The following is a 20,816-nucleotide window of genomic DNA, read 5'->3' as shown; positions in this document are numbered from 1 at the left end:
TCTAAGCCGTTTGGCGGCACCACCGTCATCCTTGCTACCCTGCCCGTCTCTTCCATGATTGCCGGAGGACCGCGCCATGCGATCCGCCCCATATTGCCCCGACGTTAGGTGTTCAAACTTGTGCGAGGATGAAGGCGGAACTGTTCAGCACGTCTGCGCCACGTTTCCGCGCATGCCCATGCGAGGAAGCTCCATTACTTGAAGAGCTGGAGAATATTTTCCGCGTTGGCGTTGGCGATGGAGAGTGACTGGATACCGAGCTGCTGCTGTGTCTGGAGCGCCTTCAGCTTGGTCGATTCCTCGTTCATGTCAGCATCGACAAGACGACCGATGCCCTTGTCGATCACGTCCATCAGGCTCGACACGAAGTTCTCCTGCATGTCGATGCGGCTCTGCAGCGAGCCCAGGCTGGACGCCGCGCTGGTCATCGCTTCGAGCTGGCCGTCGACAAAGGACATCATCGCATCCAGCACGTCGGCTTCGGTATATTGCTCTCCCGTCATGGTTCCCATTTTCTGGGCGAGATCGGTGAGCTTGTTGATGTCGAGCGTGGAGACGGAGATTCCGAGTTTACGACCGTCGGGGTCAATTGCCGCAGTGACATCGTAATACCAGTTGGTGCTCGGCGATGTCGTGGTCGCGACGGGGGTCGTGCTGTCGGTCGCCGGAGCGCCTGCCGCTGCCGGATCGGTGGAGGTGAGCTTTACCCACACACCATCACCGATCTTCAAATAACCCTCCGTATTGGCGACATTGGTATAGATGCCGGTCGCCTTGACGGAAAAACCTGCTAGTGCCGCCACTTCGCTATCCTTTAGCGTCGGAACGACATAATCCTTGTCGGTGACGGTGGGAGCGGCGGGTGCCGCGGGCGTATCGGTCGTGCGCATCGTCACGATCGTCTCGTTCTTGCGCAGGAATCGCGCTTCCGTATCGAGAATGCCGAACTTGCCGCCGCTCAGATCGAAAAGCACCGTGCTCGAATCGAGTGAATAATCGACCGTCGTCACCCCGACTGCGCCTGCGGCGGTGCGGGTAAATGAAGCGACGATCTTCTTGATGACCGGCTCTTCCGCGGGCGGCGTCTTGCCGTCGCCGATCTTAGCCTGGAGCCAGTTTTCGCCGGAGAAAGACGCCGATTCGGAGATGCTCTTCAGCTGATCCTGAAGCTGCTTGATTTCTTCCTGGATCTTCGTCCGGTTGCTGCCCACACCATAAGCGGCAACCAGCTTCGCCTTCAGCGATTTGACCGTCTCAATAGCACTTTCCACGGCTTCGAAGGCGGTGTCCACCTTGGCGGCGCCGAGACCAAGTGCGTCCTGCACGGCCGAAAGCGCCGCATTGTCCGAGCGCATGGTCGTGGAGATAGACCAATAGGCCGCGTTATCCGCTGCCGTCTCGACGCGGTAACCGGAGGAGACGCGCGCCTGCGTGGTCTCGAGGTTCTTGTCGATCATGCGCAAGGTTTGCAGCGCGGCCATTGCCGCCGCATTGGTCATAATGCTGGTCATGGGTTCCACCCAATTCAAAATGTAAGAAATAATCCGGCGCTGCGCCGGAAACGAGCAGAGGCATCATGCGCATCGGCGGTGGTTGAAATGATCCACCGCGACCTGCCGTTCGTTAACAAATCGTTAATTCGATAGGTACCAAACAACAACGCTGATTTGCAAGGCGTTCCTCGCTTTCCCATAACGGTTTTGCGCGCGGTGGCAGGCTTCGGGCAAGGTCGGGTGAAAAAGCGATCAGGCAAAACCGTCGCGACCGCCGTTTCGGCAGTCGCAACCGGTCATCGGCTGGATATTCGGCGGATGGTTCAGGCCGCTTCGCCCTGGTGGGTCGAAACGAATCGGGCGGCCATCAGGCTATGGCGGAGGAACTCGGTGTTTTCGTCCGGATTTTCCGAAGGGTTCTGAAACGACACATGATTGATTTCGACCGCCGCATGTTCATTGGCCAAGATCAATTGTGCATAGACCGTGGCGCCGATCGGTTTGATTTCGAGATCGAGAACGATCTCCGGCGCGCCTTCCCATTCGAGTTTATATTCACCGCCGGCGCCGAAATTGATCGTACCGGGATGATAATAAAGCTCCGCAGCCGATGACACGAGATCGGCAATGCTGCCGTAGCACTCGAATCTGAGCAGCGAAATCAGGTCGGCCGGGTCTAGCAATCGTAGTTCTGTAGCGATCGGGTTGATCGCCTCTGCGACGATCATTTCCCGCTGTTCAGAATAGGCGGATTTTTTCATTGGTCTTATTGAACCCGTATTTTCGATGACTTCATGGCGTAAACCCGATGAACAAGCTCAGCCACAGCCTTATAAAAGGCTGGTGGAATCACACTATCGATCGAGACTTGCGCAAACATGGAGCGCGCAAGCGGCGGGTCCTCAAAAACGGGGATATTATTTTCTTCCGCAATCTCGCGGATTTTCAATGCGATAAGGTCCTGGCCCTTGGCAACGACAACAGGCGCGTCGCTTTCTTCACGCACGTAACGCAACGCCACCGCAAAGTGTGTCGGGTTGGCGATGACGAGGGTCGCGCGAGGCACGTTGTTGATCATGCGGCGGCGGGCACGGTCGCGGGCAATCGATCGCTGACGGGATTTGACGACCGGGTCGCCCTGCGACTGCTTGTATTCTTCCTTTACCTCATGCTTCGTCATTTTCAGCTGGGTGAACCAGTGATGGCGCGTCCATAAAACGTCCACGGCGGCAAGCAATGCGGTCGAAAGCAGGATTACGATCATCATCTTTTTGACGATCTCGACGACCCGGACAAAAATAACCTGCGGATCGGAAAACATCAGATCGATGAGGCTGTAGAACTCGCCGCGCAGAGCGAAGAACATGATGGTCGAGACGATCATGATCTTGAAAACGGACTTTCCGAATTCCACGAAACCCTGCTTGCTATAGATGCGCGTGAAACCCTTGGCGGGCGATACGCGGGACCATTGCGGGCGCACCCGTTCCAGCACCGGCGACGGCAGGTTCTGGAAAAACGAAGAGGCGAGGCCGAAGACGATGAACATGATCATGGCCGGCATGAGCAGATAGGCCATGGACGTGCCGAGGAAGTACAAAAGCGACAAGGCGTCTGGCCTGGTGCTGAGGTCCCATTGTTCGGGCTGGCCGAACAGGTCCTTCAGCGTCTCGCCGATGCGGCTGGCACCGTCGGGCAGAAAGAAAACGAGATAACAGTAAAAGGCCAGTGACGACGCAAAGATCGGCACTTCACGGGAAAAGGGCAGATTGCCCTTTTCCGCCGCATCACGGAGTTTTTTCTCCGTTGGGGCTTCTGTTTTACTGTCCTTGTCCTGATCGTCTGCCAAGGCACGTTCCCGGGATAAAAAAAGGCCCGCCGATCCCGGCAGGCCGTCGTCCCGAAACTAGCGCCGGCGGCTGGCCACCGCAATGGCCGCCTGCAGCAGATGGGCCGGTTATCAACCGGCTTCCACTCAGGCCGCAGCCGATTGTTCTTCCGCGGCAGCGTCCTTCAGCTGAATCTGGCCGGAATTGGCCAGCCGGATCGCCTCCTGCGCAACGGCACGGCGGGCAATCGCCACTTCGCGGGTGTTGATCGAGGCCTGCGGCACCGCAAGGTCCGATTCGATCATGCGGCGCTGGCGCGGGCTGATGCTGGAAAGCACACATTCCTTGATTTCCATCGTGGCGCCGCGCAGCGCCATCGTCAGAACATCGGCCGACACATCGTTCAGCAGCATGACGCGGCTGCGCTGCGGCATAAACATGAGGTCGTCGAAGAGGAAGATCTTCGGCTTGACCTTGTTTGCGGCTTCCTTGCTGAGCGTCTCGAGCGAGCTGAGCAACGTATCGACCTGCGGCTTGTCCAGTTCGTTCATCAGGTCGGCAACCTTCGTGGAACCGCCGGCATTGCGCTCGGCTTCGATTTCGTTGATGAGGTTGACCACACGCTTCTCGATGATCTGGGCGGCCGTCGGGCTCACCTCCTTCATGTTCACCGTGCGGTTCATGATATCGGCGCGCTGCTCTTCCGGAATGGTCAAAAGAACCTTGGCACCGAAGGACGAGGGCAGCATGGAGAGAATATAGGCAATGGTCTGCGGATGTTCGCGCAGCAGGAACTTGCCGACGAATTCCGGCTCTGCTTCCTGCAGGCGGTCCCACATCGATGCTTCATAGGCCTGGAACGCTGCGCGGCGGCCGAGAAGGCTGTCCACTTCTTCAGGGGTCAGACCTTCTTCGAGAATGCTCTCGATTGCCTTGGCATTGTCCATCAGACCCGTTCCTTCGGTGAACAGGTCCTCGAACTCGGCCACGATCTGCGCAAGTTCATCGGGAGGAATGACGCGAAGGGTCTGGGCCGAGGAAATGATCATCTGCAATTCGTGCTGCGTGAAAAACTTCAGCAGCTTGCCGGCGACGCCCTTGCCCATGGCAAGAAGCACCGCGGCCGCCTTGTCGGCCTGAGACAACGGCTTGCCCGCAATTGGGTTACCGAAATCTTCAAAGTCCATCATGGTCTTTCCTCTCCGTCCCCACAGGGATCAGGCTTTCTTCGTACTCAGTACTTCAATCAATTTTACGCCGAAGCGCGTATCGTCGTCTTCCAGAACCGTTATTTCACCGCGCGCAATACGGCGGCCATTCACCATGATCTCGACCGGCTCGCCGATCTTGCGGTCGAGTGCTATCGTCGCGCCCTCCTCCAGGCTCATCAGCCCCGAGACGAGCATTCGGCTGGTGCCGAGAACGATCTGGACATCGATCGGGATATCCATGATCAGGTCGATGTTTTCGGACAGGCCGCTGCCCAGCGGTGCCTTTACGCCCGCAACCTGCGGGGCGGCGGCAAAATCGTCCATCGCAAAATCGGCCGCTCCGCCACCGAAGGCGGAAAGGTCGGTATCCGTAGAAACCTCGTCCGTACTTCCAAAATCGCCGAAGTCGCCAAAATCGGAGAGCGAGCCTTCCGCATCCGTCTTGAGGACGCCACGCAGATCGCCGATAGCCTGGTCGAGGTCGCCGCCGTCTTCAAACGACGGCAACGCCGCATCATCGGTCACAGGTGTTTTCTTCGTAGCCATGCGCTGATTATTCCCTTTGAAACTTGCGTCAGCCTGCCCAAACCCAAAAAGGTCGGGCAGGATTTTAACCCATCAAATGTCGTAAGATCTCGTCGTCCGTGCTGACATTGTTCTTTACCCGAACCATGTAGCGGTCGCCTGACTTGCCGAATTCGCAATTATAGAGCTTGGAACCGTTAGCACTGACCTCAACGCCGATATCGTCCTGGTTGAGGGCCTGAAACGGAATGACATCGCCGGCCACCAGCTTCGAAATCGTACGGAGTGTCAGCGTTTCGAGCTTGATGCGCGCCTCAAGCGTGACCTGCGATCTCTTCACCTGTTCCGAGATCATCTCCATCCACTCTTCCTGCTTCTTCAGCGCCTGCGCTGAAGCCTTGGGAGCGACGATGGATGTCTTGAGCAACGGACGCTGCGGTATGATCAGCGAGAATTCCGACGACACTTTGCCAATGTCGATTTTCATGCGGATGTTAACGCCGTAGAGGCCCGCAATCATCTCGTCGAAGGCACTTTTGCCATTGGAATTGAACGGCGGCTCGATAGCCGCTTCAAAACCGCCCGGCGCATTGACTCCGGAACGGAGCACGCCGCCGATACGTCCTAGGACCATGGCAGCCAGATCGAGCTCGATATGGGAAAGACTGCGCTCATCGGGTTCGCCGATGCTGTCCGGTGCTGCACCGAGCATGCGCTCCATGAGCGCGATGACGAAGCCATTGCCGACCGTCATCATGAAGTTCGGGCACCAGTTGCGCAGGGAACAATCGGCCACCGCGACATTCTGCCCGACATTGGCGATCAGGTCGGTCATGAGCCCCGATTCGGAGCCGATATATTCGACGTCTATCGCAATGCCGGTCTCGCTGTGAAAAATATCCGGCAGGAATTCGCTGTAGAGGTGGCCGATATCGGAACCGATCTTCGCGATCGTCCTGCGGTCGGAAAGCCCGCCGGTGAGTTTCGCGAGCAAGGCGGTGTCGATGGCGGGAGCTTTTTGCGCTGCAGCTTTTGCCATGGTCATGCCGCCTTGTTCTCGCCGCCGGGATTCATCATCTCCTGCTCGACGGCGTCGATGGACGGCCGCTCGTAGTTGGAGATGGTCTTGCGGCCATATTCAAGCGCGACCTGCGGCACCGAACCGTTCATGTAGGCGATCAGCGTCTGCTTGACGATGATGTAGAGGCGATGCTGCTTGGTGCGGACGATCTTGACCTGCGAGGCGAGCGGATTGCAGATCGAATAGGACAGGATGATACCGAGCATGGTGCCGACCAGCGCGGCGCCGATGAGGCCGCCCAGCACTTCAGGCGATTCATTGATCTTGCCCATCGCCTTGATGACGCCGAGAACCGCTGCGACGATACCGATGGCAGGGAAGGAATCGCCCATGGTGGTGATCGCGTGGTAAGGCTTCAGCTTGTCGTGGAGGATGGTCTCGATTTCTTCATCCATCAGCGCCTCGATTTCGTGGCTGCGGGCATTGCCGATGATGATGAGGCGGACATAGTCACAAATGAACGAGGTCAGTTCCTTGTTCTTCAGAACCGATGGCGCGCTCTGGAAGATCGAGGATTCCTCGGGATTGTCGATATGGGCCTCGATCTCGTTGCGCGATTTCGTGCGCAGGTCTCGCATCAGCGAATAAAGCACGCCGAGCACGTCGAGATAGTTGCGCTCCTTCGGAACCGAGTGCTTGAAGGCCTCGCCGAGCGCCTTGCCCGAATCCTTCACGACCTTCATCGGGTTCGCCATGATGAAGCCGCCGAGACCGGCGCCGCCGATGATCATCAATTCGAACGGCTGAATCAGCACGTCCAGATGACCGCCCATCGCCATGTAGCCGCCGATGATGCAGCCGAAGGTGATTATAAGTCCAATTACAATATTCATTGATCGACCACGCCCGAACAGTGTTCCATGCCGCCATGTCTAAAAAATGTGGCTTGCGTGAACCTGTCCGCAAAGCCTCTCCGCGCTTCAGCCTCCAGCCAGTTTCGCACAAGCAAGCCGCGGCACTATGCCGGCAAAGGCGGACGTGCGCCTTGAGATGGGGATCAAACGAGAGCGGCGGTTCAGTGACTTCCACCTACACCAGCTACAGACTGATCAGTCAGGATATCGGCAAGTCGCTTGAGCGGGTGTCGAAGCAGCCGGACGTGGCGCGCGAGACCGAATATTACCGCGCAAAGATCGGCGACGTGAAATCCATAGACGATTTCATGGCGGATACCCGCCTTTACAATTACGCGCTCAAGGCGCACGGGCTCGAGGACATGGCCTATGCGAAAGCCTTCATCCGCAAGGTCCTGACAGAAGGCGCGACCGACAAGAATGCCTTCGCCAACAAGCTTTCCGACAGCCGTTATGCGGATTTCGCGAAATCGCTGAATTTCGCGGATCTGGGTGCGGCGGCGACTTCGGTCGATGCAGCCCAGTCGGGCGTCATTACCAAATACACCCGGCAGACGCTGGAACAGGAAGCGGGCGACGACAATAACGGTGTTCGTCTCGCCCTTTATTTCGAGCGCAAGGCGCCGACGATCAAATCCGGCCTCGACTTTCTGGCCGACGATGCGCTCGCGCAGGTGTTTCGCACGGCCTATAACCTGCCCGACGAATTCGCCGGGGCAGATGTCGAGAAACAGGCCGCCCTCATCGAAAAAACGATAGATGTCAAGGACCTGCAGGATCCTGAAAAGGTCGGCAAGCTGCTCGAGCGCTTCACCATCATGTGGGAAATGCAAAACCCCTCGACGACCTACGATCCCCTCGCCGTCTTCGGCTCCTCCAGCGGCTACGGTATCTCCGCCGATCTGCTGATATCCATCAACTCCCTGAAACTCGGAGGCAAATGATATGCAATCCGGACTATACGTCGCCTTGTCCTCGCAGATCGCGCTGGAGCGTCGTCTTACCACCATTTCCGACAATATGGCGAATGTGAACACGGTCGGCTTCCGCGGTTCCGAAGTGAAATTCGACGAAATGGTCGCCAAGAACCATAATGACATGAATGCCAAGATCGCCTTCGTGTCCCAGGGCAACGACTATCTCTCCACGCGCCAGGGCGCTTTCGAGCAGACCGGCAATTCCTTCGATTTCGCCATCAAGGGCGATGCCTGGTTCTCGCTGGATACGCCCGACGGTCAGATTCTGACCCGTGACGGCCGCTTCACCATGCGGCCGGACGGCGCGCTCATTTCCTCCAGCGGTTACCCGGTCCTCGACGCCGGCGGCGGCCCGATCCAGCTCAATCCGAATGGCGGCCCGATTACCGTGGGTCTTGACGGAGCCATCAGGCAGAACGAAAACATCGTCGCCACGCTTGGCATCTTCCAGGCGGATTTTTCGCAAGGTTTCCTGCGCCACCCCAATAGCGGCGTGAAGCCCGTGGCTCAGCCGGTCCCCGTCGTCAACAATCACGAGGTCGGCGTCGTTCAGGGTTATCTCGAACAGTCGAACGTCAACGGGATTTCCCAGATGACGCAGCTCATCCAGGTCAACCGTGCCTTCGAAAGCATCTCCTCTCTGATGCGCGATACCGAATCGACCTTCGGTGAGGGCATCAAGACGCTTGGTGGCGCGCGCTGAGGAGCTGACCGATGACAATGCCGGTATCCATGCTTTCGGCTGAAGCCATTTCACCGAAGCTCGCCCAACTTGCCGGCCTTGCCGGACATTATGCCGATCCGGAATTTTCGGTGGCGCCGGGCGGCCACGTTCGCACCATCGCAGCCGGGCACTATACCGTGTCCGGCCTGTCCCGGCATGTGCGGCTTGGCGAGTTTGTTGCCCATCGCAGCCCGACCGGCATCCATCTCGGCGAAGTGGTGCGCGTTGAGCCGGATATCTGCTACGTGTGCCCTATCGAGCCGGGCGAACCGATCGGCATTCACGATACCGTCATCCGCAAGGGCGCCTTCCGTGTCGCGCCTGATGATAGCTGGTGCGGACGCACCATCAATGCGCTTGGTGAACCTATCGACGGCCAGGGACCGCTTGCCGCGGGCCTTGGACGCCGTTCGATTTCCAACAATGCGCCACCCTCAATGACCCGCAAGAGGGTGGAGACCCCGTTCAAGACCGGGGTGCGGGCAATCGATATTTTTTCGCCGCTGTGTCTCGGCCAGCGCCTTGGCATTTTCGCCGGCTCGGGCGTCGGCAAATCCACGCTGCTGTCCATGCTTGCAAAGGCTGACGCCTTCGACAAGGTGGTGATTGCACTGGTCGGCGAGCGCGGACGTGAAGTGCGCGAATTCATCGAAGACACGATGGGCGAGAACATGAGCAAGTCCATCGCCGTTGTCGCGACGAGCGATGAAAGCCCGATGCTGCGCAAGATGGCGCCACTTTCCGCCGTCACCATTGCAGAGCATTTCCGCGATCAGGGCGACAATGTCCTCCTCATCATTGACAGCGTGACGCGATTTGCCCATGCGATCCGCGAAGTGGCCGTTGCTTCGGGTGAACCGCCGGTGGCGCGCGGTTACCCCGCCTCCGTCTTCACCGAGCTGCCGCGTCTTCTGGAGCGGGCGGGACCGGGCGCCGAAGGCACCGGCACCATCACCGCCATCGTTTCCATTCTGGTGGATGGAGACAATCATAACGATCCGATCGCCGATTCGACCCGCGGTATTCTCGATGGTCACATTGTGCTCGACCGCAGCCTTGCAGAAGAAGGCCGCTACCCGCCGATCAATCCGCTCGCCTCGATCTCGCGTCTCGCCAAGAAAGCATGGACGCCGGATCAGGAAAAGCTGGTCTCGCGCCTCAAGGCGCTGGTGCATCGCTTCGAGGAAACGCGGGATCTTCGCCTCATCGGCGGTTACCGGCCGGGCACCGACCCAGACCTCGACATGGCGGTGAAGCAGGTTCCGATCATCTATGAAACGCTGAAACAGCTGCCGAACGAACCGGCGGCACAGGATGCCTATGCTGACCTTGCGACCGCATTGCGCGGCGGCGCGCAGAACGGCCAGCCGCAGGTAACCCCGAGAATGAGAGGCTGACCGTGAAGAAAAAGCGGAATAACGATAGCTACGATGAAGGCGTGCTGCCCAAGCCCGTTTTCTTCACACCCGACCGTATTCTGGCATGGACAGGCATCACGCTTGCCGCTGCAGCGGCCTTCTTCCCCTGGTACGTGTTCTTCAACGAGGAAAAATTCGGCATGAAGGTGGCTGGCGGCGACCGCACCCGCGATCTGCCCCATACCGGCCCGCGGGAAGTCTTCAGTGTTTCTCCGATGGCGATGACCAATCGCAACAAGGAAGACACCCCACCGCCGGCCGAACTGCCCGACATGCTGACGACGGCGACCGTGAACGCAGGCGGCAAGGAAAAACAGAACAATCTCGCAGCCGGGGTCGAGGACCAGCCCTTCCCCGGCCAGACCGCCTTCCGTCTGCTGCATGTCTCCAACGGCCGCGCCCTGATCGAAGACGGTTCGGGCATGTATATGGTGAGGGTCGGCTCGACCCTGCCTGATAATGCGCTGCTGACGAAAATCGAGCAACGCAACGGCGAGTGGTTGATAGAGACATCCTCTGGAAAAACCTATCACCCCGAAAAATAAAAGAAATTTCTTCCGATCAAAAGGCGCGCGGCATCTGCTGGCGCGCCTTTTTTCTTTGTGCAGGCCGCGCATCCATGCGCCTTTTCCCGTCGTCGCACCCCTTCGTCTTCTCCGCAAGTCTGACGCAAGATTAGCCCCGTAGGTTCGGGGCATACGAGATGGAGAAGTCTATGCAACCGATTCAACTGTTCGAACTGGCATCCCGCCAAGCGGAATGGCTGAGCGTGCGGCAGGAAGTCGTGGCGACCAACATCGCCAACGCCAACACACCCAAGTTCCACGCCAAGGATGTCAGCCCATTCGAAGCGGTCATGCAGGCCACCAGCCAGCAGGTCGGCATGGCGAGGACCAACCCTGCCCACTTCGGCGAGAGCACACTCAGCGACAATATCGCGGTGCGCGACAACCCGGTCAACAACGAGATCGGCATGCAGGAATCGGGCAATTCGGTCGCGCTTGCGGAAGAAATGACCAAGACCGGCGAGATCAAGCGGCAGTACGAGCTGAATGCCAATCTCGTCAAATCCTTCCATCGCATGATGCTGATGACGGTTAAGAGGTAAGCCATGGATCCCTTGAGTGCGGCGAGCAAGATCGCCGGCAGCGGCCTGGAAGTGCAGTCCACCCGACTGCGCATCGTGTCTGAAAACATCGCCAATGCCAGATCGACGGGTGACACACCAGGCGCGGACCCCTATCGCCGCAAGACAGTCACCTTCGGTTCGGAACTCGACCGTGTCAGCGGCGTCGAGCGCGTGACGGTGAAAAAGCTCGGCGTCGATCGCGGCGACTTCATCAACGAATACGACCCCGGCAATCCGGCCGCCGACGCAAACGGCATGGTGAAGATGCCGAACGTCAACATCCTGATCGAAATGGCAGACATGCGCGAAGCAAACCGCAGCTACGACGCCAATCTTCAGGTCATCCGCCAGACACGCGACCTCGTCGCCTCCACCATCGACCTTCTGAAGGCATCGCAATGATCGACGGCATCAAACAACTCGGCTCCCTCTCGCTGACGCGCGGCGCCGGCAGCGTTTCCTCGCTCACCGACAATATTTTCGGCAGCGAGAAGACGACACCAGCGCAGCAGACCGGCCAGAGCTTCGCAAGCGTTCTCGGCAATGTTTCCGTTGACGCGATGAACAACCTCAAGAAAGCCGAAGTCGCTTCTTTTGAAGGCATTCAGGGCAAGGCGAATACGCGTGAAGTCGTCGATGCCATGCTTTCGGCCGAGCAGTCGCTGCAAACCGCCATCGCGCTCCGAGACAAGATCGTGTCGGCCTATCTCGACATTACCAAGATGCAGATCTAGCCCAGCAGGAATATTGACATGAGAGCTCTTGCCATCGCTGCCACCGGTATGGACGCCCAGCAGACCAATCTGGAAGTCATCGCCAACAACATCGCCAACATCAACACCACCGGTTACAAGCGCGCGCGGGCGGAGTTCACCGATCTTCTCTATCAGACCGAGCGCATGCAGGGTGTGCCAAACCGCGCCAACCAGGCGATCGTGCCCGAGGGCGCCAATATTGGCCTCGGCGTGCAGACCTCGGCCGTGCGCAACATCCACACCCAGGGCAACCTGATCGAGACCGGCAACAAGCTCGACGTCGCGATCATCGGTCAGGGCTGGTTCCAGATCGAGGCGGCCGATGGTTCGACGCTCTACAGCCGCGCCGGCGCCTTCAACAAGAATGCCGATGGTAATCTCGTGACGGTGGATGGCTATAACGTCATTCCGAATATCAATATCCCGACCGATGCACAGGACATCACCGTTACCCGCACGGGTCAGGTGACGGCCCGTATCGGCAACGCCGCCGACTTCACCGAGCTTGGCCAGCTGACCATCGCCAACTTCGCCAACGAAGCCGGCCTGAAGCCGCTCGGCGACAACCTCTTCGCCCAGACACCGGCTTCCGGCGACGCCGTCATCGGCGTGCCCGACGATCCGAGCTACGGCTATATCAAGCAATCCTACCTCGAAGGCTCGAACGTCGACGCCGTCAAGGAAATCACCGACCTCATCACGGCGCAGCGCGCCTATGAGATGAATTCCAAGGTCATCACCACCGCTGACGAAATGGCTTCGATTGTCAGCAAGAACCTGAAGTAAGAACGGAAAGGCAGGCGAACATGAGGTTTGGCCGAAAAAATAACAGCTGCAAAAGGGCACTCGCCCGTATGTGCCTGGCGTCTGCCTTTTCAATCGGCGCTTTCGCGCCTGCCTTCTCCCAGGCGCCAATGGCGCTGGTTCCCGTGCGTACCATCTATCCGGGCGAGACGATCACGTCCGAACAGGTGAAGCCGGTGGAGGTGACCAATCCCAATATTTCCGCGGGTTACGCGAGCGACATCAGCGAAGTGGAAGGCATGATCTCCAAGCAGACCCTGCTTCCCGGCCGCACGATCCCCGTTGCCGCCCTGCGCGAACCCTCGCTCGTCACGCGCGGCACCAGCGTCAAGCTCGTCTTCACCATCGGCAATATGACGCTGATGGCTTCAGGAACACCGATGACTGATGGCTCGCTCGGCGAAGTCGTACGGGTACGCAACATCGATTCCGGCGTCATCGTCAACGGCACGGTCATGAAGGACGGAACCATTCAGGTGATGGCGAAATGAGAGTGCTTCGTATCCTGGCCGCGGCCATCCTGTTTTCGGCCCAGCCCTTCCTTTCCGTTCCGGCAGCCCATGCGGATACGTCCCGCATCAAGGATATCGCATCGCTGCAGGCAGGACGTGACAACCAGCTCATCGGTTACGGTCTCGTGGTCGGCCTGCAGGGCACGGGCGACAGCCTGCGTTCTTCGCCGTTTACCGAGCAATCCATGCGCGCGATGTTGCAGAATCTCGGCATCACCACGCAGGGCGGCCAATCGAATGCCAAGAACATCGCCGCCGTAATGGTGACGGCCAATCTGCCACCCTTTGCGAGCCCCGGCAGCCGCGTCGACGTGACGGTGAGCTCGCTCGGCGATGCCTCTTCGCTGCGCGGCGGCAACCTCATCATGACGTCGCTTTCCGGCGCCGACGGGCAGATTTACGCGGTCGCGCAGGGCGCACTGATCGTCAACGGCTTTTCGGCGCAGGGCGATGCGGCAACGCTGACCCAGGGTGTCACCACGTCGGCGCGCGTGCCAAACGGCGCGATCATCGAACGGGAGCTGCCGTCGAAGTTCAAGGATTCGGTCAATCTGGTCCTTCAGCTGCGCAACCCCGACTTTTCGACGGCCGTGCGCGTCGCAGACGTCGTCAACGCCTTTGCCCGCGCCCGCTATGGCGATCCGATCGCCGAACCGCGCGATTCGCAGGAAATCGCGGTGCAAAAGCCTCGCGTCGCGGATCTCACCCGGCTGATGGCGGAAATCGAAAACCTGACCGTCGAGACGGATACCCCGGCCAAGGTCGTCATCAACGAACGCACCGGCACGATCGTCATCGGTGCGGATGTGCGGATTTCGCGCGTCGCCGTCAGCTACGGCACGCTGACCGTGCAGGTGACCGAATCACCGCAGGTCATTCAGCCGGCACCCTTCTCGCGTGGCCAAACGGCGGTACAGCCGCAGACGGATATCATGGCCATGCAGGAAGGCAGCAAGGTCGCCATTGTCGAAGGGCCTGACCTTCGCACGCTGGTTGCCGGTCTCAACAGCATCGGGCTCAAGGCGGATGGTATCATCGCCATCCTGCAAGGCATCAAATCCGCCGGCGCCCTTCAGGCGGAGCTTGTGCTGCAATGATGGAACGTCAGACCAAAAATCCGCTTTCGAATGGCCTCGTCCGCTTCGCGGCGGTCGCGTCGCTGCTGTTCCTGCTGCCGGCCGCCGGCGCGGAGAGCCAGCAGAACGTGGTTTCAGAACTCAGCACGCAGGATGAAATCCAGAAATTCTGCACCAACATTGCCGATGCGGCCCGGGATCAGCGTTACCTGATGCAGAAGCAGGAGCTTGAGAAGCTCCAGTCCGACGTGAACGAGCGCATTTCCGTGCTGGAAAACCGCAAGGCTGAATATGAAGACTGGCTGGCGCGCCGCGAACATTTCCTCAACCAGGCCAAAAGCAACCTCGTCGACATCTACAAGACGATGAAGGCGGATGCCGCCGCACCGCAGCTCGAGAAGATGCATGTGGAGATTGCTGCTGCCATCATCATGCAGCTGCCGCCGCGTCAATCGGGCCTCATCCTCAGCGAGATGGACGCGCAGAAAGCTGCCACCGTCGCCGGCATCATGTCGCAGGCAATCGACAAAAACACTTCGAAGGATCCTTCATGAGCACGCGTCGTCTTCCGGCCCTCCTCCTGCCGCTCGCTCTCCTGGCAGGCTGCCAGAACAACCAGACCCTGAAGGAAATCGGTAACGCACCGGCGATGAGCCCGATCGGCAGCGGTCTGCAATTCAGCCAGACACCGCAGATGGGCATGTATCCCAAGCAACCAAAACACATGGCAAGCGGCTATTCACTGTGGAGCGACAGCCAGGGCGCACTTTTCAAAGACCTGCGCGCGCTGAACATCGGCGACATCCTGACCGTCAACATCCAGATCAACGACAAGGCCGATTTCGACAACGAAACCGAGCGTAACCGCACCAATTCCAGCGGCTTGAACTGGAAGGCCAAAGCCCAGATCCTTGGCTGGACGCCGGACGCGGATTCCAACATCAAATACGGCTCCGACACCGATACCCAGGCCAAGGGCAAGACCAAGCGGTCTGAAAAGCTGACGCTGCTCGTGGCCGCCGTCGTGACGGGTATTCTCGAAAACGGCAACCTCATCATCAGCGGCTCGCAGGAAGTGCGCGTGAACCATGAAATCCGCATCCTCAACGTCGGCGGCATCGTCCGGCCGCAGGATGTGGATGCTCAGAACATGATCTCCTACGAGCGCATTGCCGAAGCGCGCATCTCCTACGGCGGTCGCGGCCGTCTGACGGAAGTGCAGCAGCCTCCGGTCGGGCAGCAGGTCGTGGACCTGTTCTCGCCGCTCTGACGCCGCACACGGGGAACGGACTGATCCATGGAAAACGAACAGGCAGAGGGCAAGAAGAAATCCTCCCCTCTGATCATGACCATCGCAGGTGTTGTGATCCTCACCTTGCTCGGCGCGGGCGGAGGCTGGCTCGTCGGCGGCATGATCGCACCGAAGATTGCCGCAACGGAGGCCCATGCCACCGCTGCGGCCGGTGGTCATGGCGAGAAGAAGGAAGAGGGTGTCGAGAAAATCGCGGCCGAACCGAACGGCATCGTCCAGCTCGATCCCATCACCACCAATCTCGCCTACCCCTCGACGAACTGGGTGCGGCTGGAGGTGGCGCTGATGTTCAAGGGGCCGGTGGAAGTCGGACTGGCCGAGGATATCCATCAGGATATCATGGCCTATGTCCGCACCGTTTCCCTTCAGCAGCTGGAAGGGCCGCGCGGCTTTCAATATCTTAAGGATGACATTCAGGAACGAGTTGACCTGCGCTCTCAAGGGCGCGTATCCAAGGTCATGTTCCGGACCTTTGTCATCGAATGATTCGATTTCTTGTAACCATCGCCGTCCTCCTCGCTTTGCCGGGCCTTGCCAATGCCCAGCAATTTCCGTCCGATCTGTTCAACACGCAGATAGACGGGTCTGTTGCGGCATGGATCATCCGCACCTTCGGCCTTTTGACGGTTCTTTCCGTCGCGCCCGGCATCCTGATCATGGTCACGAGCTTTCCGCGCTTCGTGATCGCTTTCTCTATCCTGCGCTCCGGCATGGGGCTCGCTTCTACGCCGTCGAACATGATCCTTCTGTCGATGGCGATGTTCATGACCTTCTACGTCATGTCGCCCACCTTCGACAAAGCCTGGACCGATGGCGTGCAACCGCTGTTGCAGAACCAGATCAACGAGCAGCAGGCCGTGCAGCGCATCGCCGAGCCCTTTCGCACCTTCATGAACGCCAATACGCGTGACAAGGATCTGAAGCTGTTCGTGGATATTGCCCGCGAACGCGGCCAGGAAGTGATGACCGACAACGTCGTCGATTATCGAGTTCTGGTTCCGGCCTTCATGCTGTCGGAAATCCGGCGCGGTTTCGAGATCGGTTTCCTTATCATCCTGCCGTTCCTGGTCATTGATCTGATCGTCGCCACCATCACCATGGCCATGGGCATGATGATGCTGCCGCCGACTTCCATCTCCCTGCCCTTCAAGATCCTGTTTTTCGTGCTGATCGACGGCTGGAACCTGCTTGTCGGCAGCCTCGTCAGATCGTTCAACTGACGGGCATTCGTGCCGAACTGACACCCATTAACCCTGTTTCTTAACCCCGCGTGCCCAAGGCCGCGGGGTTTTGGCGTTTTAAGACTTTGGTTACCAGCTTCGCTAGCGGATGAATAACTATAATTTTAAATTAAAAACTTACCTTTCGTAGAAACAAACCAGTAACCATATGTATTTTCTAATATTTCTTCATTCGTAAATTAATAATTATGCAAGTTTTGACTGCGAAATTCGCCTCACACACAGCGGGTTTGGTTTCCAGAAGCAAGTAATTCTGAACCGAGTGGCATGAAGCCGAAACGTTGTGACCGGTAATACACAGTCCGGAATGTCCCCAACTCCAGTATCTCGTAAACACAAGGGACAAATACTATGGCAAGCATTCTCACCAACGCCTCCTCTATGGCTGCACTCCAGACCCTGCGCTCTATCGGCCAGAACATGGAAACGACGCAGGGCCGCATCTCGACCGGCCAGAAGGTAAGCTCCGCCGCCGACAACGCTGCTTACTGGTCCATCGCAACGACCATGCGTTCGGACAATTCCGCCCTTTCCACCGTTTCCGACGCTCTCGGCATTGGCGCCGCCAAGGTCGACACTGCCTATGCGGGCATGGAAGCCACCATCAAGGTCGTTCAGGAAATCAAGGACAAGCTCATCCTTGCCCAGGACCCGACCGCCGACAAGAAAAAGATCCAGAAGGAAATCGGCCAGCTCCAGAAGCAGCTGACCTCCATCGCCGACTCCGCAACCTTCAACGGCGAAAACTGGCTGAAGACCAAGGCGTCCAACGATGGCGTAGCGTTCGCTGCCGGCACCGACGACGCGGCTATCGCAAACCTGAAGAAGCAGGTTGTCGCATCCTTCACCCGTGACTCCGCTGGCGCCGTTAAGGTTCAGCGCGTTGACGTGCAGCTCAGCGGCTCGAACGTTCTTTTCGACACCGGCGCTGTAACGGACGGCAAGGGCACGGGCATCCTCGACAAGGCTGCAGTCGCAGACGGTGTAAAGCAGTCCATTTCGAACCTCGATATTTCGGACCTGTCGATCTACAAGGGCGCTGGCGCCACGATGCTCGGCACCGCCGCTGCCACGGACAACGACATCCTCGACAAGCTCATCAGCCACGTCGACAAGCAGCTTGAAACCCTCAACAGCGCCGCTGCTGATCTGGGTGCAGTCTCCAACCGCATCTCCATGCAGGAAGACTTCGTTACCAAGCTGTCCGACACGATGGAAAAGGGTATCGGCCGCCTGGTCGACGCCGACATGAACGAAGAGTCCACCCGCCTCAAGGCTCTGCAGACACAGCAGCAGCTGGCAATCCAGGCTCTCTCGATCGCCAACAGCGACTCGCAGAACATCCTGTCGCTCTTCCGTTAATCGGATCGTAAATGACGAAATGCAAGCCGCGCCCGAAAGGGCGCGGTTTTGTTTGTTGCATACTGCCAAATCCCCGGCAGAATTTGTTTACCATCCTTATTTTCGAAGGATTTACCACGATCCCAGCAAGGGCTTTGGTACTCGTCTAAATTAGTGATTTTGAAAGCACCGGCTGTCAGATTTTACCCATGGACAGCGGATAGCCGCGACCAGAATGACATGAATGACGCGATTGCAAGCGGGGGCTGACCGTCTCGCGATCGCGTGAATGGGGCGAGTGCAAGGGAGGCTGACCCGAGCACATCACCTGTCGACAAAGCCGCATCCGGCAACGGGTGCGGCTTCATTTTTTTTTAAACATTTCAGAATACGCGCGCGCACGCGTAAGGGTTGCAAAACAAATCTTCGGAATGCATTTTTTAGAAAATCCTTAGGTGTTCATTAACTATATAAAGGTTAGCTAAAGCCATCGAAACGGTGAGCTAACCTTTAAAAATCAGCCGGTTAGCAGGCATGATGCTGTGCGCCGTTCCCGGTGAGTCCGGAATGTCCCTTTTCTAATCAGCCATTCAAGGGGCAAATCTACCATGACGAGCATTCTTACTAACGTCGCAGCCATGTCTGCACTCCAGACCCTGCGTTCTATCGGCCAGAACATGGAAACGACGCAGGACCGCGTTTCCTCCGGCCAGCGCGTCGGCGAAGCTTCCGATAACGCTGCTTACTGGTCGATCGCGACCACGATGCGTTCCGACAACGGCGCCCTTTCTGCCGTGCAGGATGCCCTCGGCCTCGGCGCTGCCAAGGTTGATACCGCCTATTCCGGTATGGAATCGTCCATTGACGTCGTTAAGGAAATCAAGAACAAGCTGGTCGCTGCTCGCGAACCCGGCGTAGACAAGTCGAAGATCCAGGAAGAAATCTCGCAGCTTCAGGATCAGCTGAAGTCGATCTCCAGCTCCTCTTCCTTCTCCGGTGAAAACTGGTTGCAGGCAACCATCAGCAACGGTGCCGGCGAACTGAAGAACGTCACCAAGCAGATCGTTGGTTCCTTCATTCGCGATGCCGCCGGTAACGTCTCCGTAAAGACCGTTAACGTTGACCTGAGCCGCAACACGGTACTGTTCGACACGTCTTCGGGCGCTGCAAAAGACAAGCAGGGCGTTCTCGACTCCTATGCCTACTTTTCTTCCACCGGCAGCTACAAGCTGTTCGAAATCACCAATGACTCGGACGGCGCTGGCGCCGCACAGCCGGTAACCAAGGTTGCCGCAGCCAAGGTTTACACCGAAGCTCAGCTGAAGGGCCTGAAGGAAGCAACTGCCGGTACCGCCGTCACCTTCACCACCGCCGCCGCAACGGGTATCGTCACGATCGCTAACGCCGACACGACAGTCCCCAACGTCAACGGCACCTACTTCAATCTTGGCAACGACCAGTACGTGAAAATCAACACGACTGCGCCGACAGCTCCGGCAACCAAGACCAGCATTGCCGTGGGCCTCGACGGCACCACCAAGATCTACCTGGAAGAAGGCGCTGACGCCCAGCTCGCAACGCAGCTCACCTACTCGCTGACGTCGCTGGACATCACCAAGGACCTGACCGGCACGTTCAAGAACAGTGACGGCTCGGCAGTCTCGGAAAACCAGTATCTCGACGCGATGGTTTCCTTCGTCGACAAGCAGCTCCAGAGCATGACATCCGCCGCCGCCGACCTCGGCTCGGTCAAGATGCGCATCGAACTGCAGGAAAACTTCGTCAACAAGCTGACCGACTCGCTCGACAAGGGCGTTGGCCGTCTGGTGGACGCGGAAATGAACGAAGAATCGACTCGCCTCAAGGCTCTTCAGACCCAGCAGCAGCTCGCTGTTCAGGCCCTGTCGATCGCCAACAACGACTCGCAGAGCATTCTCTCGCTCTTCCGTTAATTCCGACACTCAATCGCCAAATGCGAACCGCGCCCGAAAGGGCGCGGTTTTTTTTCGTTTTATCGCCCGCGTTTCAAAGCGATGATCGTGAAGACCGTTCAAGCCAGCCCGTCCGACGCGGATGGCGAATATTACGTTTCAGTTTTTTAGATGGTATGCACGTATAAATTTTATAGTGAGATTTTTACTACTTTAAGTATTTGTTAACCATAAGGCAGTTAGCTAGAGCCATCGAAGCGGTGAGCTAACCTTTTAAAATCAGCTAGTTAGCAGGCATGATGCTGTGCGCCGCTCCCGGTGAGCCGGAATGTCCCTTTTCTAATCAGCCATTCAAGGGGCAATTTATTATGACGAGCATTTTGACAAACGTCGCAGCCATGTCTGCACTCCAGACCCTGCGCTCCATCGGCCAAAGCATGGAAGCCACGCAGGACCGCGTGTCCTCCGGCCAGCGCGTCCGGGAAGCTTCCAACAATGCCGCTTACTGGTCCATCGCGACCACGATGCGTTCCGATAATGGCGCCCTTTCCGCCGTTCAGGACGCCCTCGGCCTCGGCGCTGCCAAGGTCGACACCGCCTATT

The 20,816-nt window shown here is 58.2% G+C and carries 23 protein-coding genes and 1 pseudogene; 17 read left to right on the top strand and 7 right to left on the bottom strand.

What is annotated here, in order from left to right:
* Positions 1 to 194: 194 nt before the first annotated feature.
* From AGR2A_RS04120 to motA, 7 genes are all read right to left on the bottom strand, one after another.
* Positions 195 to 1,511 carry a flagellin gene (locus tag AGR2A_RS04120; RefSeq protein ID WP_072493971.1) on the bottom strand — a complete coding sequence of 439 codons (1,317 nt, stop codon included), beginning with the start codon at positions 1,509 to 1,511 and terminating at the stop codon, positions 195 to 197.
* 305 nt (positions 1,512 to 1,816) lie between these two features.
* On the bottom strand, positions 1,817 to 2,254 hold the full coding sequence (locus AGR2A_RS04115; protein WP_004439999.1) for a hypothetical protein: 438 nt from the start codon (positions 2,252 to 2,254) through the stop codon (positions 1,817 to 1,819).
* Between the two features lie 5 nt (positions 2,255 to 2,259).
* Positions 2,260 to 3,342, bottom strand: a complete 1,083-nt coding sequence (flhB, locus tag AGR2A_RS04110; RefSeq protein WP_004439997.1) for a flagellar biosynthesis protein FlhB — start codon at positions 3,340 to 3,342, stop codon at positions 2,260 to 2,262.
* A 126-nt stretch (positions 3,343 to 3,468) separates the two neighbouring features.
* On the bottom strand, positions 3,469 to 4,512 hold the full coding sequence (fliG, locus tag AGR2A_RS04105; protein WP_072493970.1) for a flagellar motor switch protein FliG: 1,044 nt from the start codon (positions 4,510 to 4,512) through the stop codon (positions 3,469 to 3,471).
* A 27-nt stretch (positions 4,513 to 4,539) separates the two neighbouring features.
* The gene (fliN, locus tag AGR2A_RS04100) at positions 4,540 to 5,079 is read right to left on the bottom strand and encodes a flagellar motor switch protein FliN (protein WP_022555619.1); all 540 of its coding nucleotides are present in this window, start codon (positions 5,077 to 5,079) and stop codon (positions 4,540 to 4,542) included.
* A gap of 64 nt (positions 5,080 to 5,143) precedes the next feature.
* On the bottom strand, positions 5,144 to 6,103 hold the full coding sequence (locus AGR2A_RS04095; protein ID WP_022555618.1) for a FliM/FliN family flagellar motor switch protein: 960 nt from the start codon (positions 6,101 to 6,103) through the stop codon (positions 5,144 to 5,146).
* Positions 6,100 to 6,972: a flagellar motor stator protein MotA gene (gene motA, locus AGR2A_RS04090; protein WP_004439982.1), complete on the bottom strand. Its 873-nt coding sequence runs from the start codon at positions 6,970 to 6,972 to the stop codon at positions 6,100 to 6,102. Before motA ends, AGR2A_RS04095 begins: the two co-directional genes overlap by 4 nt.
* Positions 6,973 to 7,157: 185 nt before the next feature.
* On the opposite strand from motA, the gene AGR2A_RS04085 reads away from it, so the two are divergent.
* The 17 genes and pseudogenes from AGR2A_RS04085 to AGR2A_RS04005 form a co-directional block, all read left to right on the top strand.
* Positions 7,158 to 7,937, top strand: coding sequence for a DUF1217 domain-containing protein (locus AGR2A_RS04085; protein ID WP_006698197.1), 780 nt, complete (start codon positions 7,158 to 7,160; stop codon positions 7,935 to 7,937).
* 1 nt (position 7,938) lies between these two features.
* On the top strand, positions 7,939 to 8,673 hold the full coding sequence (gene flgF / locus AGR2A_RS04080; RefSeq protein ID WP_004439975.1) for a flagellar basal-body rod protein FlgF: 735 nt from the start codon (positions 7,939 to 7,941) through the stop codon (positions 8,671 to 8,673).
* Positions 8,674 to 8,684: 11 nt separating this feature from the next.
* A complete protein-coding gene (gene fliI, locus AGR2A_RS04075; protein ID WP_072493969.1) occupies positions 8,685 to 10,091 on the top strand; it encodes a flagellar protein export ATPase FliI in 1,407 nt (468 codons plus the stop codon).
* A 41-nt stretch (positions 10,092 to 10,132) separates the two neighbouring features.
* The gene (locus tag AGR2A_RS04070) at positions 10,133 to 10,657 is read left to right on the top strand and encodes a hypothetical protein (protein WP_373969202.1); all 525 of its coding nucleotides are present in this window, start codon (positions 10,133 to 10,135) and stop codon (positions 10,655 to 10,657) included.
* A gap of 170 nt (positions 10,658 to 10,827) precedes the next feature.
* Positions 10,828 to 11,220, top strand: coding sequence for a flagellar basal body rod protein FlgB (gene flgB / locus AGR2A_RS04065; protein WP_004439967.1), 393 nt, complete (start codon positions 10,828 to 10,830; stop codon positions 11,218 to 11,220).
* A 3-nt stretch (positions 11,221 to 11,223) separates the two neighbouring features.
* Positions 11,224 to 11,643 carry a flagellar basal body rod protein FlgC gene (gene flgC, locus AGR2A_RS04060; protein WP_004439964.1) on the top strand — a complete coding sequence of 140 codons (420 nt, stop codon included), beginning with the start codon at positions 11,224 to 11,226 and terminating at the stop codon, positions 11,641 to 11,643.
* Positions 11,640 to 11,975, top strand: coding sequence for a flagellar hook-basal body complex protein FliE (locus AGR2A_RS04055; protein ID WP_022555613.1), 336 nt, complete (start codon positions 11,640 to 11,642; stop codon positions 11,973 to 11,975). The genes flgC and AGR2A_RS04055 overlap by 4 nt, the downstream gene beginning before the upstream one ends.
* An 18-nt stretch (positions 11,976 to 11,993) precedes the next feature.
* A complete protein-coding gene (flgG, locus tag AGR2A_RS04050; RefSeq protein WP_003503427.1) occupies positions 11,994 to 12,782 on the top strand; it encodes a flagellar basal-body rod protein FlgG in 789 nt (262 codons plus the stop codon).
* Between the two features lie 20 nt (positions 12,783 to 12,802).
* The gene (flgA, locus tag AGR2A_RS04045; RefSeq protein WP_004439958.1) at positions 12,803 to 13,291 is read left to right on the top strand and encodes a flagellar basal body P-ring formation chaperone FlgA; all 489 of its coding nucleotides are present in this window, start codon (positions 12,803 to 12,805) and stop codon (positions 13,289 to 13,291) included.
* Positions 13,288 to 14,409 (top strand): flagellar basal body P-ring protein FlgI, encoded by a 1,122-nt coding sequence (locus AGR2A_RS04040; RefSeq protein ID WP_022555612.1) that lies wholly within the window; start codon positions 13,288 to 13,290, stop codon positions 14,407 to 14,409. The genes flgA and AGR2A_RS04040 overlap by 4 nt, the downstream gene beginning before the upstream one ends.
* Positions 14,406 to 14,942, top strand: a complete 537-nt coding sequence (locus AGR2A_RS04035) for a MotE family protein (RefSeq protein ID WP_004439951.1) — start codon at positions 14,406 to 14,408, stop codon at positions 14,940 to 14,942. Before AGR2A_RS04040 ends, AGR2A_RS04035 begins: the two co-directional genes overlap by 4 nt.
* Entirely contained in the window at positions 14,939 to 15,658 is a 720-nt protein-coding gene (flgH, locus tag AGR2A_RS04030; RefSeq protein ID WP_004439948.1) for a flagellar basal body L-ring protein FlgH, read from the top strand. Before AGR2A_RS04035 ends, flgH begins: the two co-directional genes overlap by 4 nt.
* 27 nt (positions 15,659 to 15,685) lie before the next feature.
* Positions 15,686 to 16,186 carry a flagellar basal body-associated FliL family protein gene (locus AGR2A_RS04025; protein ID WP_004439944.1) on the top strand — a complete coding sequence of 167 codons (501 nt, stop codon included), beginning with the start codon at positions 15,686 to 15,688 and terminating at the stop codon, positions 16,184 to 16,186.
* Entirely contained in the window at positions 16,183 to 16,920 is a 738-nt protein-coding gene (gene fliP, locus AGR2A_RS04020; protein WP_004439940.1) for a flagellar type III secretion system pore protein FliP, read from the top strand. Before AGR2A_RS04025 ends, fliP begins: the two co-directional genes overlap by 4 nt.
* Positions 16,921 to 17,292: 372 nt before the next feature.
* Positions 17,293 to 18,303, top strand: coding sequence for a flagellin (locus tag AGR2A_RS04015; protein ID WP_006698203.1), 1,011 nt, complete (start codon positions 17,293 to 17,295; stop codon positions 18,301 to 18,303).
* 587 nt (positions 18,304 to 18,890) lie between these two features.
* On the top strand, positions 18,891 to 20,234 hold the full coding sequence (locus AGR2A_RS04010; protein ID WP_045532752.1) for a flagellin: 1,344 nt from the start codon (positions 18,891 to 18,893) through the stop codon (positions 20,232 to 20,234).
* Positions 20,235 to 20,581: 347 nt separating this feature from the next.
* Positions 20,582 to 20,816: pseudogene (locus AGR2A_RS04005) on the top strand (flagellin); the annotation flags it as partial.

Origin of the sequence: Agrobacterium genomosp. 2 str. CFBP 5494 (assembly GCF_900013495.1) — a bacterium.
GTDB classification, from domain to species: domain Bacteria; phylum Pseudomonadota; class Alphaproteobacteria; order Rhizobiales; family Rhizobiaceae; genus Agrobacterium; species Agrobacterium pusense.
Note: the sequence above shows the minus strand (reverse complement) of the source record. Positions and strands in the feature narration are given on the sequence as shown.

Excerpts from the sequence above, each read along its gene's own strand:
- flgG (WP_003503427.1), top strand. The coding sequence starts at position 11,994 with ATGAGAGCTCTTGCCATCGCTGCCACCGGTATGGACGCCCAGCAGACC.
- AGR2A_RS04115 (WP_004439999.1), bottom strand. The coding sequence starts at position 2,254 with ATGAAAAAATCCGCCTATTCTGAACAGCGGGAAATGATCGTCGCAGAG.
- AGR2A_RS04015 (WP_006698203.1), top strand. The coding sequence starts at position 17,293 with ATGGCAAGCATTCTCACCAACGCCTCCTCTATGGCTGCACTCCAGACC.
- AGR2A_RS04010 (WP_045532752.1), top strand. The coding sequence starts at position 18,891 with ATGACGAGCATTCTTACTAACGTCGCAGCCATGTCTGCACTCCAGACC.
- AGR2A_RS04120 (WP_072493971.1), bottom strand. The coding sequence starts at position 1,511 with ATGACCAGCATTATGACCAATGCGGCGGCAATGGCCGCGCTGCAAACC.
- flgH (WP_004439948.1), top strand. The coding sequence starts at position 14,939 with ATGAGCACGCGTCGTCTTCCGGCCCTCCTCCTGCCGCTCGCTCTCCTG.
- fliN (WP_022555619.1), bottom strand. The coding sequence starts at position 5,079 with ATGGCTACGAAGAAAACACCTGTGACCGATGATGCGGCGTTGCCGTCG.
- AGR2A_RS04055 (WP_022555613.1), top strand. The coding sequence starts at position 11,640 with ATGATCGACGGCATCAAACAACTCGGCTCCCTCTCGCTGACGCGCGGC.
- flgA (WP_004439958.1), top strand. The coding sequence starts at position 12,803 with ATGAGGTTTGGCCGAAAAAATAACAGCTGCAAAAGGGCACTCGCCCGT.
- fliI (WP_072493969.1), top strand. The coding sequence starts at position 8,685 with ATGACAATGCCGGTATCCATGCTTTCGGCTGAAGCCATTTCACCGAAG.
- AGR2A_RS04035 (WP_004439951.1), top strand. The coding sequence starts at position 14,406 with ATGATGGAACGTCAGACCAAAAATCCGCTTTCGAATGGCCTCGTCCGC.
- fliG (WP_072493970.1), bottom strand. The coding sequence starts at position 4,512 with ATGATGGACTTTGAAGATTTCGGTAACCCAATTGCGGGCAAGCCGTTG.
- flgB (WP_004439967.1), top strand. The coding sequence starts at position 10,828 with ATGCAACCGATTCAACTGTTCGAACTGGCATCCCGCCAAGCGGAATGG.
- fliP (WP_004439940.1), top strand. The coding sequence starts at position 16,183 with ATGATTCGATTTCTTGTAACCATCGCCGTCCTCCTCGCTTTGCCGGGC.
- AGR2A_RS04040 (WP_022555612.1), top strand. The coding sequence starts at position 13,288 with ATGAGAGTGCTTCGTATCCTGGCCGCGGCCATCCTGTTTTCGGCCCAG.
- motA (WP_004439982.1), bottom strand. The coding sequence starts at position 6,972 with ATGAATATTGTAATTGGACTTATAATCACCTTCGGCTGCATCATCGGC.
- flgC (WP_004439964.1), top strand. The coding sequence starts at position 11,224 with ATGGATCCCTTGAGTGCGGCGAGCAAGATCGCCGGCAGCGGCCTGGAA.
- AGR2A_RS04095 (WP_022555618.1), bottom strand. The coding sequence starts at position 6,103 with ATGACCATGGCAAAAGCTGCAGCGCAAAAAGCTCCCGCCATCGACACC.
- flgF (WP_004439975.1), top strand. The coding sequence starts at position 7,939 with ATGCAATCCGGACTATACGTCGCCTTGTCCTCGCAGATCGCGCTGGAG.
- AGR2A_RS04025 (WP_004439944.1), top strand. The coding sequence starts at position 15,686 with ATGGAAAACGAACAGGCAGAGGGCAAGAAGAAATCCTCCCCTCTGATC.